The organism is Ferriphaselus sp. R-1 (assembly GCF_000746095.1).
Lineage (GTDB): Bacteria > Pseudomonadota > Gammaproteobacteria > Burkholderiales > Gallionellaceae > Ferriphaselus.
This window is the reverse complement of record NZ_JQKP01000021.1, coordinates 1-16,438: the sequence shown is the minus strand read 5'-3', so window position 1 is coordinate 16,438 and position 16,438 is coordinate 1. Positions and strand designations below refer to the sequence as shown.

13 protein-coding genes and 1 tRNA gene are annotated in these 16,438 nt (G+C 59.5%); all 14 read right to left on the bottom strand.

The features are described from left to right. The 14 genes from tuf to DM08_RS12655 all read right to left on the bottom strand — a co-directional run bounded on the left by tuf (position 1) and on the right by DM08_RS12655 (position 16,424). Positions 1-1,191 (bottom strand): elongation factor Tu, encoded by a 1,191-nt coding sequence (tuf, locus tag DM08_RS10765; protein WP_035382790.1) that lies wholly within the window; start codon positions 1,189-1,191, stop codon positions 1-3. A 27-nt stretch (positions 1,192-1,218) separates the two neighbouring features. Next, positions 1,219-3,315, bottom strand: a complete 2,097-nt coding sequence (gene fusA, locus DM08_RS10760) for an elongation factor G (RefSeq protein ID WP_035384668.1) — start codon at positions 3,313-3,315, stop codon at positions 1,219-1,221. 24 nt (positions 3,316-3,339) lie between these two features. Further along, positions 3,340-3,810: a 30S ribosomal protein S7 gene (gene rpsG, locus DM08_RS10755; protein ID WP_035384667.1), complete on the bottom strand. Its 471-nt coding sequence runs from the start codon at positions 3,808-3,810 to the stop codon at positions 3,340-3,342. A 31-nt stretch (positions 3,811-3,841) separates the two neighbouring features. Next, the gene (rpsL, locus tag DM08_RS10750) at positions 3,842-4,216 is read right to left on the bottom strand and encodes a 30S ribosomal protein S12 (RefSeq protein ID WP_035384666.1); all 375 of its coding nucleotides are present in this window, start codon (positions 4,214-4,216) and stop codon (positions 3,842-3,844) included. Between the two features lie 136 nt (positions 4,217-4,352). Next, entirely contained in the window at positions 4,353-8,594 is a 4,242-nt protein-coding gene (gene rpoC, locus DM08_RS10745) for a DNA-directed RNA polymerase subunit beta' (RefSeq protein ID WP_035384665.1), read from the bottom strand. A gap of 41 nt (positions 8,595-8,635) precedes the next feature. Further along, positions 8,636-12,709, bottom strand: coding sequence for a DNA-directed RNA polymerase subunit beta (gene rpoB / locus DM08_RS10740; RefSeq protein ID WP_035384664.1), 4,074 nt, complete (start codon positions 12,707-12,709; stop codon positions 8,636-8,638). A gap of 158 nt (positions 12,710-12,867) precedes the next feature. Next, entirely contained in the window at positions 12,868-13,239 is a 372-nt protein-coding gene (gene rplL / locus DM08_RS10735) for a 50S ribosomal protein L7/L12 (RefSeq protein WP_035384663.1), read from the bottom strand. A 32-nt stretch (positions 13,240-13,271) separates the two neighbouring features. Next, positions 13,272-13,772, bottom strand: coding sequence for a 50S ribosomal protein L10 (gene rplJ / locus DM08_RS10730; protein ID WP_035384669.1), 501 nt, complete (start codon positions 13,770-13,772; stop codon positions 13,272-13,274). Between the two features lie 260 nt (positions 13,773-14,032). Next, complete coding sequence (gene rplA, locus DM08_RS10725) at positions 14,033-14,728, bottom strand: 50S ribosomal protein L1 (RefSeq protein ID WP_035384662.1); 696 nt, start codon at positions 14,726-14,728, stop codon at positions 14,033-14,035. A gap of 1 nt (position 14,729) precedes the next feature. Further along, entirely contained in the window at positions 14,730-15,161 is a 432-nt protein-coding gene (rplK, locus tag DM08_RS10720) for a 50S ribosomal protein L11 (protein ID WP_035384661.1), read from the bottom strand. Positions 15,162-15,302: 141 nt separating this feature from the next. Next, a complete protein-coding gene (nusG, locus tag DM08_RS10715; protein WP_035384660.1) occupies positions 15,303-15,836 on the bottom strand; it encodes a transcription termination/antitermination protein NusG in 534 nt (177 codons plus the stop codon). Beyond that, on the bottom strand, positions 15,836-16,183 hold the full coding sequence (secE, locus tag DM08_RS10710) for a preprotein translocase subunit SecE (RefSeq protein WP_035384659.1): 348 nt from the start codon (positions 16,181-16,183) through the stop codon (positions 15,836-15,838). The genes nusG and secE overlap by 1 nt, the downstream gene beginning before the upstream one ends. 23 nt (positions 16,184-16,206) lie before the next feature. Continuing rightward, positions 16,207-16,282: transfer RNA gene (locus tag DM08_RS10705), tRNA-Trp, on the bottom strand. Between the two features lie 61 nt (positions 16,283-16,343). Next, the gene (locus DM08_RS12655) at positions 16,344-16,424 is read right to left on the bottom strand and encodes an EF-Tu C-terminal domain-related protein (protein WP_071759808.1); all 81 of its coding nucleotides are present in this window, start codon (positions 16,422-16,424) and stop codon (positions 16,344-16,346) included. Positions 16,425-16,438: the final 14 nt, after the last annotated feature.

Genomic DNA, 16,438 nt, shown 5'->3' with positions numbered 1-16,438 from the left:
TTACTCGATAATCTTGGCTACCACACCTGCGCCGACGGTACGACCGCCTTCACGGATGGCGAAACGCAGACCTTCTTCCATCGCGATCGGGGCGATCAGGCCCACGGTGATCGAGACGTTGTCGCCCGGCATCACCATTTCGGTGCCTGCCGGCAGTTCGATCGCACCGGTCACGTCGGTGGTGCGGAAGTAGAACTGCGGACGGTAGCCTTGGAAGAACGGGGTGTGACGACCGCCTTCGTCCTTGCCCAGCACGTAGATCTCGGCAGTGAACTTGGTGTGCGGCTTGATGGAGCCCGGCTTGCACAGCACTTGGCCGCGCTCGACGTCTTCACGCTTGGTGCCGCGCAGCAGCACGCCGACGTTGTCACCCGCTTGACCTTGGTCCAGCAGCTTGCGGAACATTTCCACGCCGGTACAGGTGGTCTTGGCAGTGGCCTTGATGCCGACGATTTCGATTTCTTCGCCGACCTTGATGATGCCGCGCTCGATACGACCCGTCACCACGGTGCCGCGACCGGAGATGGAGAACACGTCTTCCACGGGCATCAGGAAGGCGCCGTCAATGGCACGCTCCGGAGTCGGGATGTAGCTGTCCAGCGCGTCGGCCAGGCGCATGATGGCGCCTTCACCCAGGTCGCCGGTGTCGCCTTCCACGGCCTTCAGGGCGGAGCCCTTGACGATGGGGATGTCGTCGCCAGGGAAGTCGTACTTGGACAGGAGTTCGCGAACTTCCATCTCGACCAGTTCCAGCAGTTCTTCGTCATCGACCATGTCGCACTTGTTCAGGAACACGATGATGTAAGGAACGCCCACTTGGCGGGCCAGCAGGATGTGCTCGCGGGTCTGTGGCATGGGGCCGTCAGCAGCGGAACACACCAGAATCGCGCCGTCCATCTGGGCTGCGCCGGTGATCATGTTCTTCACATAGTCGGCGTGGCCAGGGCAGTCCACGTGCGCGTAGTGACGCGCAGCGGTTTCGTATTCGACGTGGGCGGTGTTGATGGTGATGCCGCGTGCCTTCTCTTCCGGCGCTGCGTCAATCTGGTCATACGCCTTGGCTTCGCCGCCAAACTTCTTCGACAACACGGTCGTGATCGCCGCTGTCAGGGTGGTCTTGCCGTGGTCAACGTGACCAATCGTGCCCACGTTCACGTGCGGCTTGGTGCGCTCAAATTTGCTCTTTGCCATTTTTCAGATCTCCAAAGATTAGGTTAGTTATTTCTTGCTGTTCATCACAGCTTCCGCAACGTTGCGGGGAGCTTCAGCGTAATGCTTGAATTCCATCGAGTAGGTGGCACGACCCTGAGTCGCTGAACGCAACGCAGTGGAGTAACCGAACATCTCGGACAGCGGAACCTCGGCCTTGATCGCCTTCCCGCCACCCATCATGTCTTCCATACCCTGCACCATGCCGCGACGCGAGGACAGATCGCCCATCACCGTACCAGCATAGTCTTCCGGAGTCTCGACTTCGACCGACATCATCGGCTCCAGTAGCACCGGATTAGCCTTGCGCATACCGTCCTTGAACGCCATGGAAGCCGCCATCTTGAAGGCGTTTTCGTTGGAGTCCACATCGTGGTAAGAACCGTCGAACAGGGTGACCTTGACATCCACCACCGGGAAGCCCGCCAGCACGCCGTTCGGCAGTGTTTCGCGCAGACCCTTCTCAACCGCCGGGATGAACTCGCGAGGAACGGTACCGCCCTTGATCGCGTCCACGAACTCGAAGCCCTTGCCGGCTTCGTTCGGCTCCATCTTGATCCACACGTGACCGTACTGGCCGCGACCACCGGTCTGCTTGGCGTACTTGCCTTCGACTTCGGTCGACTTGCGGATCGCTTCGCGGTAAGCCACTTGTGGCGCGCCAACGTTGGCTTCCACGCCGAACTCACGCTTCATGCGGTCGACCAGAATTTCCAGGTGCAGTTCGCCCATGCCGGACATGATGGTCTGCCCCGACTCCTCGTCGGTACGGATACGGAAAGAAGGATCCTCAGCCGCCAGACGACCCAGCGCGATACCCATCTTTTCCTGGTCAGCCTTGGTCTTCGGCTCGACGGCGACGTGAATCACCGGCTCCGGGAACACCATGCGTTCGAGGATGATAGGGTTGCTCGGATCACACAGCGATTCGCCAGTGGTCACTTCCTTCAGGCCGATACAGGCTGCGATGTCGCCCGCCAGAATCTCGTCGATCTCTTCGCGGTTGTTCGCGTGCATCTGCACGATACGACCGATACGCTCTTTACGACCGCGCACCGAGTTGTACACCGTGTCACCCTTCTTCAGCACGCCGGAATAGACGCGCACGAAGGTCAGCTGACCCACGAACGGATCGGTCATCAGCTTGAACGCCAGCGCGGAGAAGGATTCACCATCGTCCGCCTTGCGGGTCAGCGGCTCACCTTGCTCGCTCTCACCCGTGACATCAGGGATATCGACCGGCGAAGGCAGCAACATGATCACCGCATCCAGCATACGCTGCACACCCTTGTTCTTGAAGGCGGAGCCGCACAACATCGGCTGGATCTCGCAGGCCAGGGTACGGGCACGCAGGCCTTCGATGATCTGCTCTTCAGTCAACTCGCCGTTCTCAAGATACTGGTTCATCAGATCTTCAGAGGCTTCAGCAGCGGACTCGACCATCTTCTCGCGCCATTCATTGGCTGTCGCGACCAGATCGGCCGGGATGTCGCGGTAGTCGAACTTCATACCCTGGGAAGCTTCATCCCAGTAGATCGCCTTCATCTTCATCAGATCGACGACGCCCACGAAGGTATCTTCCGCACCGATAGGAATCACGATAGGCACGGGGCTGGCCTTCAGGCGCAGTTGCATCTGCTCGACGACCTTGAAGAAGTTCGCGCCAGAACGGTCCATCTTGTTGACGAACGCCAGACGTGGCACCTTGTACTTGTTGGCCTGACGCCACACAGTCTCGGACTGCGGCTGCACACCACCCACGGCGCAATACACCATACAGGCACCGTCCAGCACGCGCATCGAACGCTCCACCTCGATGGTGAAGTCCACGTGTCCCGGTGTGTCGATGATGTTGAAGCGATGCTCGGGGTACTGATTCTCCATACCCTTCCAGAAGCAAGTGGTTGCTGCGGAAGTGATGGTGATACCACGCTCCTGCTCCTGCTCCATCCAGTCCATGGTGGCCGCGCCATCATGCACCTCACCGATCTTGTGACTCACACCGGTGTAGTAGAGGATACGTTCAGTCGTCGTAGTCTTGCCCGCATCGATGTGCGCGCTGATGCCGATATTGCGATAACGGCTAATGGGTGTTTTACGTGCCACGGTAGCTACCTAACTTGATCTGGTTTAGAAACGGAAGTGCGAGAAAGCCTTGTTGGCTTCTGCCATACGGTGAACTTCTTCACGCTTCTTCACCGCACCGCCGCGACCTTCGGACGCATCGATCAATTCACCTGCCAGACGCATGCCCATGGACTTTTCGCCACGCTTGCGTGCAGCTTCCTTCAGCCAACGCATGGACAGCGCCATACGACGGGAAGGACGCACTTCGACAGGCACCTGATAGTTGGCACCGCCGACGCGACGCGACTTCACTTCCACCATAGGCTTGGCATTGTTCAAAGCGGTATTGAACACTTCGATCGGGTCCTTGCCAGACTTCTTGCCCACCTGCTCCAGCGCGCCGTACAGGATACGCTCGGCCACCGACTTCTTGCCGGCAGTCATCAACACGTTAACGAACTTGGACAGATCCTGATTGCCGAACTTTGGATCCGGCAGGACTTCGCGCTTGGGTACTTCTCTACGTCTTGGCATGGTAAAACCCTCTCAACTCTGAATTCTGAAATTACTTCTTGGGACGCTTCGCGCCGTACTTGGAGCGCGACTGCTTACGATCCTTCACGCCCGCCGTATCCAGCGAACCGCGAACCATGTGGTAACGCACACCCGGCAAGTCCTTCACACGACCACCACGGATCAGCACCACGCTGTGCTCTTGCAGGTTGTGACCTTCACCGCCGATGTAGGAGATGACCTCGAAACCATTGGTCAGGCGCACCTTGGCCACTTTACGCAGCGCGGAGTTCGGCTTCTTCGGAGTCGTGGTGTACACGCGGGTACATACACCGCGCTTCTGCGGGCAATTCGCCAATGCTGGCACCTTGCTCTTTTCCGGGGTGGCAGCACGAGGCTTGCGCACTAACTGGTTAATCGTTGGCATTCTAATGTCCTAAAAAAGTAATTCAGTCAAACCGTTAAAACATCCATCCCAGCCTTGACGGATTTTCCCCGCTGGGATGGCTATAAAAAGACCGCGCATTCTAGAGACGAAGCGCAACCCTGTCAAGCAGACGGGATCAAACCGCCTGTTCGCTACTCGACTCACTGCTCACCGCATCACTGGACTCACCCAGCAACTCGCCCAGCAATTCGCGACCTTCCGCCATGTCGATACCCAGACGCTGCTTGCGACGGGTATTGTGGTACGCCATGCCGGTACCAGCCGGGATCAGACGACCAACGATGACGTTTTCCTTCAAGCCACGCAGATCGTCGCGCTTGCCCATGATGGCCGCTTCGGTCAGCACGCGGGTGGTCTCCTGGAAGGAGGCCGCCGAGATGAACGAATCGGTGGACAGGGAAGCCTTGGTGATACCCAGCAGCATGAAGTCATAAGTCGCTGGCAGCTTGCCTGCGGCTTCGACGCGCTCGTTCTCGATCAACACATCGGCACGCTCAACCTGCTCGCCGGTGATGAAGTTGGTCTCACCCGCATCACGGATCTGCACGCGGCGCAGCATCTGACGCACGATCACTTCGATGTGCTTGTCGTTGATCTTCACGCCTTGCAGACGGTACACGTCCTGCACTTCGTCGGTGATGTAACGAGCCAGCGCATCCACACCCAGCAAACGCAGGATGTCGTGCGGATCGGCCGGGCCGTCCACGATCATTTCGCCCTGGTTCACCACCTGGCCGTCGTGCACCAGCACATGCTTGTCCTTCGGAATCAGGAACTCGTTCGCAATGCCATCGACATCGGTGATGACCAGACGCTGCTTGCCCTTGGTATCCTTGCCAAACGAGGCGGTACCCGTGACTTCCGCCAGCATGCCGGCATCCTTGGGTGAACGCGCTTCGAACAGTTCGGCCACACGCGGCAGACCGCCGGTAATGTCGCGGGTCTTGGACGACTCTTGCGGGATACGCGCCAGCACGTCACCCACGCCCACATGCTGCCCGTCTTCCACGGTGATGATGGAGCCGGTCTGGAAAGCCACGGAGATCGCGGTATCGGTACCCGCCAGCTTGATCTCGACACCCTCTTCATCCAGCAGACGCACCATAGGACGCAAGCCCTTGCCAGTGGTCGAACGCTTGGGATCGATCACCACCAGAGTGGACAGACCGGTCACTTCGTCGATCTGCTTGGCGACGGTGACGCCTTCTTCCACGTTCTCGAAACGCACCTTACCGGCGTATTCGGTCACGATAGGACGGGTATGCGGATCCCAGGTGGACAGCACTTCGCCGGCACGCACCGTTGCGCCTTCGCGCAGGGTCAGCATCGCGCCATACGGCACCTTGTGGCGCTCGCGCTCGCGACCGTGATCATCGGTCACCATCACTTCGCCGGAACGCGCCACGACCACCAGTTCGTTGCGTGCGGTGGTCACCGTGCGCATGTTCGGGCTGTACTTGACGATACCGTTGGACTTGCTCTCGACCTGGCTGGCCACCACGGTACGCGAAGCCGCGCCACCGATGTGGAAGGTACGCATGGTCAACTGGGTACCCGGTTCACCAATGGACTGCGCCGCGATCACACCGACAGCTTCGCCCACGTTCACCATGCCGCCACGACCCAAGTCGCGGCCATAACACTTGGCGCACAGGCCGAAACGGGTCTCGCAGTTCAGCGGAGTGCGCACGCGCACTTCGTCGATGCCCAGAGCTTCGACGTTTTCGACCGCAGCTTCGTCCAGCAACGTGCCGGCTTCGTACACGGTCTCGCTGGTCTCGGGGTTGACCACGTCAGCGGCAGCCACGCGACCCAGGATGCGCTCGCGCAAGGCCTCGATCACTTCACCGCCTTCGACCAGCGCCTTCATGGCGGTGCCGTTGGAGGTACCGCAATCGTCTTCGGTCACCACCAGATCCTGCGTCACGTCCACCAGACGGCGGGTCAGGTAACCGGAGTTCGCGGTCTTCAACGCCGTATCCGCCAGACCCTTACGGGCACCGTGGGTGGAGATGAAGTACTGCAACATGTTCAGACCTTCGCGGAAGTTCGCGGTGATCGGCGTTTCGATGATGGAGCCGTCCGGCTTGGCCATCAGGCCGCGCATACCGCCCAACTGGCGGATCTGGGCGGCGGAACCGCGCGCACCGGAGTCGGCCATCATGTAGATGGAGTTGAACGACTCCTGCATCAGCGGCTTCTTGCCTTCCATGCGCACCTTGCCGGTGGCGCGATCGACCACAGGCTCGCTGCCCAGCTGCTCCATCATCGCCTTGGCGACGTGTTCGCCGGTGCGGCCCCAGATGTCCACCACCTTGTTGTAGCGCTCGCCCTGGGTCACCAGACCGGAGGTGTACTGCACGTCGATCTCCTGCACTTCCTTCTCGGCGGCGGCGATCAACTGATCCTTCTGCGGCGGCACCAGCATGTCGTCCACCGCAATGGAGATGCCGGCGCGGGTCGCGTAGGTGAAGCCGGTGTACATCAGCTTGTCGGCCATGATGACCGTGTCGCGGGTACCGCAACGGCGGAAGCTGGCGTTGATCAGGCGCGAGATCTCCTTCTTCTTCATCGACTTGTTGATCTGGCTGAACGGCAGATTGGTCGGCAACACTTCGGACAGCAGCGCACGGCCCACGGTCGTTTCGTAGCGGGTCAGCTTCTCCTGTACGTCGCCGTTCTCGTCGGTGAAATGTTCCTTGATGCGCACCGTCACCTTGGCCTGCAACTCAACCTGCTTGGCATCATAGGCACGCGTCATCTCGGCGATGTTGGAGAACATCGAACCTTCACCGATGGCACCGACACGCTCACGGGTCATGTAGTACAGACCCAGCACGATATCCTGCGACGGCACGATGATAGGCTCGCCGTTGGCGGGCGACAGCACGTTGTTGGAGGCCAGCATCAAAGTGCGGGCTTCCATCTGCGCTTCCAGCGACAGCGGAACGTGGACAGCCATCTGGTCACCGTCGAAGTCGGCGTTGAACGCGGAGCAGACCAGCGGGTGCAACTGGATGGCCTTGCCCTCGATCAGGATGGGTTCGAATGCCTGGATACCCAGACGGTGCAGCGTAGGCGCACGGTTCAGCATCACCGGATGTTCGCGGATGACCTCTTCCAGAATGTCCCACACCACCGGCTCTTCCGCTTCCACCATGCGCTTGCCAGCCTTGATGGTGGAAGCCAGACCCATCATTTCCAGACGGTTGAAGATGAACGGTTTGAACAGCTCCAGCGCCATCTTCTTGGGCAGACCGCACTGATGCAGTTTCAACTGAGGACCCACCACGATCACGGAACGACCGGAGTAGTCCACGCGCTTGCCCAGCAAGTTCTGACGGAAGCGACCGCTCTTACCCTTGATCATGTCAGCCAGCGACTTCAACGGACGCTTGTTGGCGCCGGTCATCGCCTTGCCGCGACGACCGTTGTCCAGCAGCGAGTCCACAGACTCTTGCAACATGCGCTTCTCGTTGCGCACGATGATGTCCGGGGCCTTCAGCTCCAGCAGACGCTTCAGACGGTTATTACGGTTGATGACGCGACGATACAGATCGTTCAGGTCGGAAGTGGCGAAACGGCCACCGTCCAGCGGCACCAGCGGACGCAGTTCCGGCGGCAACACCGGCAGCACTTCCATCACCATCCAGTCCGGCTTGATGCCGGAAGCCTGGAACGCCTCCAGCACCTTCAGGCGCTTGGAGTATTTCTTGATCTTGGTCTCGGAACCGGTAGCGGCCAAATCGGCGCGCAGGCGCTCGACTTCGGCACCCACATCCAGATTGCGCAGCAGTGCACGGATACCTTCCGCGCCCATCAAGGCCTGGAATTCGTCGCCGTATTCCTCGACCTTGGCGATGTAATCGTCTTCGGTCAGCAGCTGACCACGGTTCAGCGGAGTCAGACCAGGCTCGGTCACCACGAAGGCTTCGAAGTACAGCACCCGCTCGATGTCACGCAAGGTCATGTCCAGCACCATGCCCAGACGCGACGGCAGCGACTTCAGGAACCAGATGTGCGCCACCGGCGAAGCCAGTTCGATGTGGCCCATGCGCTCACGACGCACCTTGGACAGGGTCACTTCCACGCCACACTTCTCGCAGATCACGCCGCGATGCTTGAGGCGCTTGTACTTGCCGCACAGACACTCGTAATCCTTGACCGGGCCAAAGATCTTGGCGCAGAACAAGCCATCACGCTCAGGCTTGAAGGTACGGTAGTTGATGGTCTCCGGCTTTTTCACTTCGCCGTAGGACCAGGAACGAATCTTCTCCGGGGAAGCCAGACCGATCTTGATCGCGTCGAACTCTTCCTTTTGCGTTACCTGCTTGAACAGATCCAGCAATGCTTTCATCTCAAACTCCTTAATCGCCTAATTCGGTCAGATGTGCGCGCTTAGTTGCGCTCCAGATCCATGTCGATACCCAAGGAGCGGATCTCCTTGATGACCACATTGAAAGATTCCGGCATACCGGCATCGATCTTGTGGTCGCCCTTGACGATGTTCTCGTACACCTTGGTACGGCCATTCACATCATCCGACTTCACGGTCAGCATCTCCTGCAAGGTGTACGCCGCGCCGTAGGCTTCCAGTGCCCACACTTCCATCTCACCGAAGCGCTGGCCACCGAACTGTGCCTTACCGCCGAGCGGCTGCTGGGTCACCAGCGAGTACGGGCCGGTCGAACGAGCGTGCATCTTGTCGTCCACCAAGTGGTGCAGCTTCAGCACGTGCATGTAGCCCACGGTCACCTTGCGGTCGAAAGCATCGCCGGTACGGCCATCGTACAACTGGATCTGACCCGAGGTCGGCAGACCCGCCAGCTCCAGCATCGCCTTGATCTCGCTCTCTTCGGCACCGTCGAACACCGGAGTGGCGAACGGCACGCCAGCGCGCAGGTTACGGCACAACTCGATGATCTCGTTGTCGTCCAGCGTATCGAGCGCGATGGTCTCGCCGCTGCGGTTGTAGATCTTGTCGAGGAACTCGCGCAGCTCGGCCACCTTGGTCTGCTGCTCCAGCATGGCGGAGATCTTGTAGCCCAGGCCCTTGGCTGCCCAGCCCAGATGCACTTCCAGCACCTGACCGATGTTCATACGCGACGGCACGCCCAGCGGGTTCAGCACGATGTCTACCGGACGGCCATCGGCGCTGTACGGCATATCTTCCACCGGCACGATGCGGGAAACCACACCCTTGTTACCGTGACGACCGGCCATCTTGTCGCCGGGTTGCAGACGGCGCTTCACGGCCACGTAGACCTTGACCATCTTCTGCACGCCTGCTTGCAGCTCGTCGCCCTGAGTCAGCTTCTTCTTCTTCAGCTCGAACGCGGCATCGAAATCGATACGCTTCTGCGCCAGACCGTCCTTGACCGATTCCAGTTGTGCCGCCACTTCGTCGTCGGACAAGCGGATGTCGAACCACTGGTGATGCTCGATGCCCGCCAGATAGTCGGCAGTCAGCGCCGTACCCTTGGCCAGCTTCTTCGGGCCACCGTTGGCGGTCTTGCCCACCAGCAGCTTTTCCAGACGAGTGAAGGCATCCGCTTCCACGATGCGCATCTGGTCAGCCAGGTCTTTCTTGTAACGGTTCAGCTCGTCGTCAATGATCTGCTGGGCACGCGCATCGCGTTGCAGACCTTCGCGGGTGAACACCTGCACGTCGATCACCGTGCCGGAGCTACCAGCCGGCACGCGCAAGCTGGTGTCCTTCACGTCGGAAGCCTTCTCGCCGAAGATCGCGCGCAGCAGCTTCTCTTCCGGTGTCAGCTGAGTCTCCCCCTTGGGCGTGACCTTGCCGACCAGCACGTCGCCCACGGCGACTTCCGCGCCGATGTGCACGATGCCGCACTCGTCCAGACGGGCGATCTGTGCTTCGGCCAGATTCGGGATGTCGCGGGTGATCTCTTCCGGGCCCAGCTTGGTGTCACGCGCTACCACAGTCAGTTCTTCGATGTGGATGGAAGTGAAACGATCTTCCGCCACCACGCGCTCGGAGATCAGGATCGAGTCTTCGAAGTTGTAGCCGTTCCACGGCATGAACGCGACCAGCATATTCTGACCCAGCGCCAGTTCGCCCATGTCGGTCGAAGCGCCATCGGCGATCACGTCGCCGCGCGCCAGTTGATCGCCCACCTTGACCAGCGGACGCTGGTTGATGTTGGTGTTCTGGTTGGAACGGGTGTACTTGGTCAGGTTGTAGATGTCCACACCGACTTCGCCGTGCGTGGTCTCATCGTCATTGACGCGGATCACGATACGACCAGCATCCACGTAATCGACGCGACCGCCACGCTTGGCCTGCACCGCCGTGCCGGAGTCAACTGCCACAGTCCGTTCGATGCCGGTACCGACCAGCGCCTTCTCGGCACGCAGCACGGGCACGGCCTGACGCTGCATGTTGGCACCCATCAAAGCGCGGTTCGCATCATCGTGCTCCAGGAACGGGATCAGCGAAGCCGCCACCGACACCACCTGCGACGGGGCCACGTCCATGTACTGGATCTTGTCCGGGCCAGCCAGCACGAATTCGTTGTGTTCGCGAGAAGACACGATGTCGCTGGTGAACTTGCCGGCATCGTCCAGCTCGGCATTGGCCTGGGCGATGGTGTACTTGCCTTCTTCGATCGCCGACAGGTAGTCCACGTCATCCGAAGCTGCGCCATCCGCCACGCGGCGGTACGGGGTCTCGATGAAGCCGTACTCGTTGGTACGCGCATACAGCGCCAGCGAGTTGATCAGACCGATGTTCGGACCTTCCGGCGTTTCGATCGGGCACACACGGCCATAGTGGGTCGGGTGCACGTCGCGCACTTCGAAGCCTGCGCGTTCGCGCGTCAGACCGCCTGGGCCCAGTGCGGAGATACGACGCTTGTGGGTCACTTCCGACAGCGGGTTGGTCTGGTCCATGAACTGCGACAACTGGCTGGAACCGAAGAACTCCTTCACCGCCGCCGAGATCGGCTTGGCGTTGATCAGGTCATGCGGCATCAGGTTGTCGGTCTCGGCCTGGCCCAGACGCTCCTTGACGGCGCGCTCGACGCGAGCCAAGCCAGCGCGGAACTGGTTCTCTGCCAGCTCGCCCACAGCGCGCACGCGGCGGTTACCCAAGTGGTCGATGTCGTCGATCTCGCCACGGCCATTGCGCAGCTCGACCATGATCTTGATCACGGCGACGATGTCGTCGTTGGACAAGGTGCCTGCGCCGGTCAGCTCATCGCGACCGATGCGGCGATTGAACTTCATGCGGCCCACGCGCGACAGATCGTACGCATCTTCATTGAAGAACAGGCGCTGGAACAAGGTCTCGACCGCTTCTTCGGTGGGCGGTTCGCCGGGGCGCATCATGCGATAGATGGCCACGCGGGCGGTCCACTGATCCACGGTCTCGTCGATGCGCAGGGTCTGCGAGATGAAGGCGCCATGGTCCAGATCGTTGGTGTACAGCGTCTGGATGGAGCTGACGCTGGCTACGCTCAACTTTTTCAGCAGTGCTTCGGTGATCTCGTCGTTGGCATTGGCGATGATCTCGCCGCTGTCGGTGTCGATCACGTTCTTGGCCAGCACACGGCCGATCAGGAAATCGTCACCCACAGCCAGACGGTCGATACCGGCATCGGTGATCTCACGCACATGGCGCACAGTGATGCGCTTGTCCTTGGCCACGATGACCTTGCCCGCCGCGCCGATGATGTCGAAACGTGCGGTCTCGCCGCGCAGACGCTCGGGAACGACGGCGAACTGGATGTTGCCGTTGTTCAGGTGGAAGGTGTCGAAGTCGAAGTATTCGGCCAGGATCTGCTCCGGGGTGTAGCCCAGCGAACGCAGCAGAATGGTCACCGGCATCTTGCGGCGACGGTCGATACGGAAATAGACGTAATCCTTGGCATCGAACTCGAAATCCAGCCAGGAGCCGCGATACGGGATGATGCGGGCAGAGAACAGCAACTTGCCGGAGCTGTGGGTCTTGCCGCGATCGTGCTCGAAGAACACGCCGGGCGAACGGTGCAGCTGCGACACGATGACGCGCTCGGTACCGTTGATGATGAACGAGCCGTTGTCGGTCATCAGCGGGATCTCGCCCATGTAGACTTCTTGTTCCTTGACTTCCTTGACGGTCGGCTTGGAGGCTTCGCGATCCATCAGCTTCAGGCGCACGCGGGCGCGCAGCGGAGCGGCAAAGGTCAGGCCGCGTTGCTGACATTCCTTGACATCGAACGGAGGTGTACCCAGCGTGTAGCTGACGAAGTCCAGATAGGCGTTCTTGCTATGGCTCTCGATCGGGAAGATGGAGTTGAACGCGGCCTGCAGACCTTCGTTCTTGCGCTGGTCAGGAGCGGTGTGCTCTTGCAGGAAAGCAGCAAACGACTCCAACTGCGTGGACAACAGAAAGGGGACCGGCAAGGCACCGACGCGTTTGGCGAAGTTCTTGCGGAAGCGTTTTTTTTCTGTAAACGAGTAGCTCATGGTATCTCCACAACAGAGGAAAAAGACAGGGGACAGATCACGCGATGTGAACTATCCGCTGGCTTCTTCGGATCAAATTCGGCCTGAATGTTCAGGATATTGCTGAAGCGCCAAAAGGCTGACGGGGTTTCCGTCAGCCTTTTGAACAGCACTAATGCTTACTTGATTTCAGCAGTTGCGCCAGCTTCGATCAGTTGCTTGGCAACTGCGTCAGCGTCAGCCTTGGACACGCCTTCCTTGACGTTCTTCGGAGCGCCGTCAACCAGATCCTTGGCTTCCTTCAGGCCCAGACCGGTGATCGCGCGAACCACCTTGATCACGTTGACCTTGGATTCGCCAGCGGACTTCAGTACCACGGTAAACTCGGTCTGTTCAGCAGCGGCTGCAGGAGCAGCGCCACCGGCAGCCGGAGCAGCCATAGCAGCAGCGGACACGCCAAACTTTTCTTCGATTGCCTTGACCAGGTCGTTCAGTTCCAGAACGGACATTGCGTCCAGGGATGCCAAAAATGCGTCTTTATCAAATGCCATTTTGTTCTTCCTAATTTAAGAGTTTGTTAAGGTTAAGCAGCAACCGCTTCGGATTTCTGAGCGGACACGGCAGCGACTGCACGTGCCAAGCCAGACATCGGCGATTGCAGCAAGCCGCACAGTTGTGCCAGCAGAACTTCCTTGCTAGGTACGGTAGCCAGCGCGTTCACGCCTGCTGCATCCAGCACCTTGCCGTTGTAGGAGCCTGCCTTTACGACCAGCTTGTCGTTCGTCTTGGCAAATTCATGCACCACCTTGGCAGCCGCGACGGGATCGGCACTGATGCTGTACACCAGTGGGCCAACCATGTTATCCGCCAGACCTTCAAAGGGAGTGCCTTGTACCGCGCGACGCGCCAGCGTGTTCTTCAACACGTGGAAGTACACACCAGCAGCACGTGCATTCGCACGCAGCTTGGTGACGTCGCTGACTTTGATGCCACGGTACTCTGCCAGAACGATCGTCTGGGCCTGCGCCACTTGTGCGCTGACCTCGGCGACTACCGCCTGTTTTTCTTGCAGATTCAGACTCAAGTCTTTCTCCATCCAGAATCGAAACACCTTGCGATGTTCCTTGGTTAAAAACAGCGACCTTAAGTCAGGATGAACCAATTACGTCCGTCCTGCTTGCGGGCACACCATCTACGTGGGCAGGTGAATCGCTTCACCGATTAAGCCGCCAGTCCTGAGACTGTTGGCACCAACGGTCTTTGATGCTGCCATTCCTGCCAGCAGTACAAAGCCTGAAGGCGACAAGGCGCGCCCACTCGCCCTGCCGCCGAATTTGAAACTAGTTACGCAACCAGACTGGCTTGTTCGACGCGGATGCCGACACCCATGGTGCTGGATACCGAGATCTTGCGCAGATACACACCCTTGGAGGCAGCCGGCTTGGCCTTGTTCAGCGCATCGATCAGCGCCAACAGGTTTTCACGCAGCGCTTCCGGTGCGAACGAGGCGCGACCGATGGTGCACTGGATGATGCCGTTCTTGTCGGTACGGTACTGCACCTGACCAGCCTTGGCATTGCGCACAGCGCCTGCCACGTCCGGAGTCACGGTGCCGACCTTGGGGTTAGGCATCAAACCACGTGGACCGAGGATCTGACCCAGTTGGCCGACGATACGCATCGCGTCCGGGGAAGCGATGACCACGTCGAAGTCCATGTTGCCCGCCTTGATGGCTTCAGCCAAATCGTCGAAGCCGACGACTTCTGCGCCAGCAGCCTTGGCTTCTTCAGCCTTGGCACCTTGCGCAAACACAGCGACGCGCACGCTCTTGCCGGTGCCCTTGGGCAACACGACAGAACCACGAACCAGCTGGTCAGACTTGCGTGCATCCACGCCCAGATTCACTGCCACGTCGATGGATTCATCGAACTTGGCGACAGCGGTCTCTTTGGCCAGCGCCAGCGCATCGTTCAGCGGATACAGCTTGGTGCGGTCGACCTTGGCAGCGGCTGCCTTGTAACGCTTGGAAACTTTAGCCATGTTATACGCCCTCCACGGTGATGCCCATGCTGCGTGCGCTACCAGCGATGGTGCGCACAGCTGCGTCCATGTCAGCCGCTGTCAGGTCGGGCTGCTTGGTCTTGGCGATCTCTTCAGCCTGAGCGCGAGTCAGCTTGCCGACCTTGTCGGTATGCGGCTTCGGGCTGCCCTTCTGGATACCAGCGGCCTTCTTGATCAGGATGGTCGCAGGAGGAGTCTTCATCACGAAGGTGAAGCTCTTGTCTGCGAACGCGGTGATCACCACGGGAATCGGCAGACCTGGCTCTACGCCTTGAGTCTGGGCGTTGAACGCCTTGCAGAATTCCATGATGTTAAGACCGCGCTGACCCAGTGCCGGGCCAATGGGAGGACTTGGGTTCGCCTTACCGGCGGGAACTTGCAGCTTGATATAGCCGACAATTTTCTTTGCCACGTTACTACTCCTTGTTATGGGTCAAACGCACATCGCACCTGCGATACGCTCCCCGTTTTTCAGTGAGAAGGGGAAGGGCAAAGGGGAAGGATAAACCAAACGGCCCACCCTTTACCCTTCACTCTCCACCCTTCCCGCGCTTCAGGCCTTTTCGACTTGGCCGAAATCCAGCTCTACCGGTGTTGCGCGACCGAAGATGGCCACCGACACCCGCAGTTTGTTCTTGTCGTAATTGACATCTTCCACCGAGCCATTGAAGTCGGTGAACGGGCCTTCCTTGACACGCACCGCCTCGCCCACCTCGAACAACACCTTGGGACGCGGCTTCTCAACCCCGGCCTGCATCTGCTGCATGATGTTGTCGACTTCCTTCTGCGTGATCGGAGTCGGCTTCATGGCGGTTCCGCCAATGAAACCCGTCACCTTGGGCGTATTCTTCACCAGGTGCCAAGAGTCGTCAGTCATCTCCATCTCGACCAGCACATAGCCTGGGAAGAACTTGCGCTCGGAGATGCTCTTCTGACCCGACTTAAGCTCAACGACCTCTTCGACCGGAACCAGGATCTGCCCGAACTGCTCTTGCATCCCGGCGCGCGCGATACGCTCCACCAGCGCACGCTGCACACTTTTCTCGAACTGCGAGTAGGTGTGAACCACATACCAACGCTTAGCCATCACTCGCCCCGTCCCATCAATTTATTGACCAGCATCAACAGACTGGCATCCACCGCCCACAGGAACAGCGCCATGGTGACAGCGAACACCACGACCACGCCGGTCGTCTGCAAGGTTTCCTTGCGCGACGGCCACACCACACGCTTGGCTTCGGCCACCGACTCCTTGAAGAATACGGCGAACTGCTTACCCTGCTCACTCGACAACGCAACCGCAACACCCGCAGCCACACCCGCCAGCACCGAAAGCGCCCGCAATACTGAGGCGCTTTCCTGCAATACGTAGAATCCCACCACTCCCGCTGCAACCAGCAAGAATGCCGCGACTAACTTCAACTTATCCGACATGCGCGATTGTCCGTGTTAAAACTTGGCAGGCCAGGAGGGTCTCGAACCCCCAACCCTCGGTTTTGGAGACCGATACTCTACCAATTGAGCTACTGGCCTAAAACTTGGGAACAACAAGAAGCGAGAAGGCTGACCTTCTCGCTTATCTTATGGTTACTGATTACTCGATAATCTTGGCTACCACACCTGCGCCGACGGTACGACCGCCTTCACGGATGGCGAAACGCAGACCTTCTTCCATCGCGATCGGGGCGA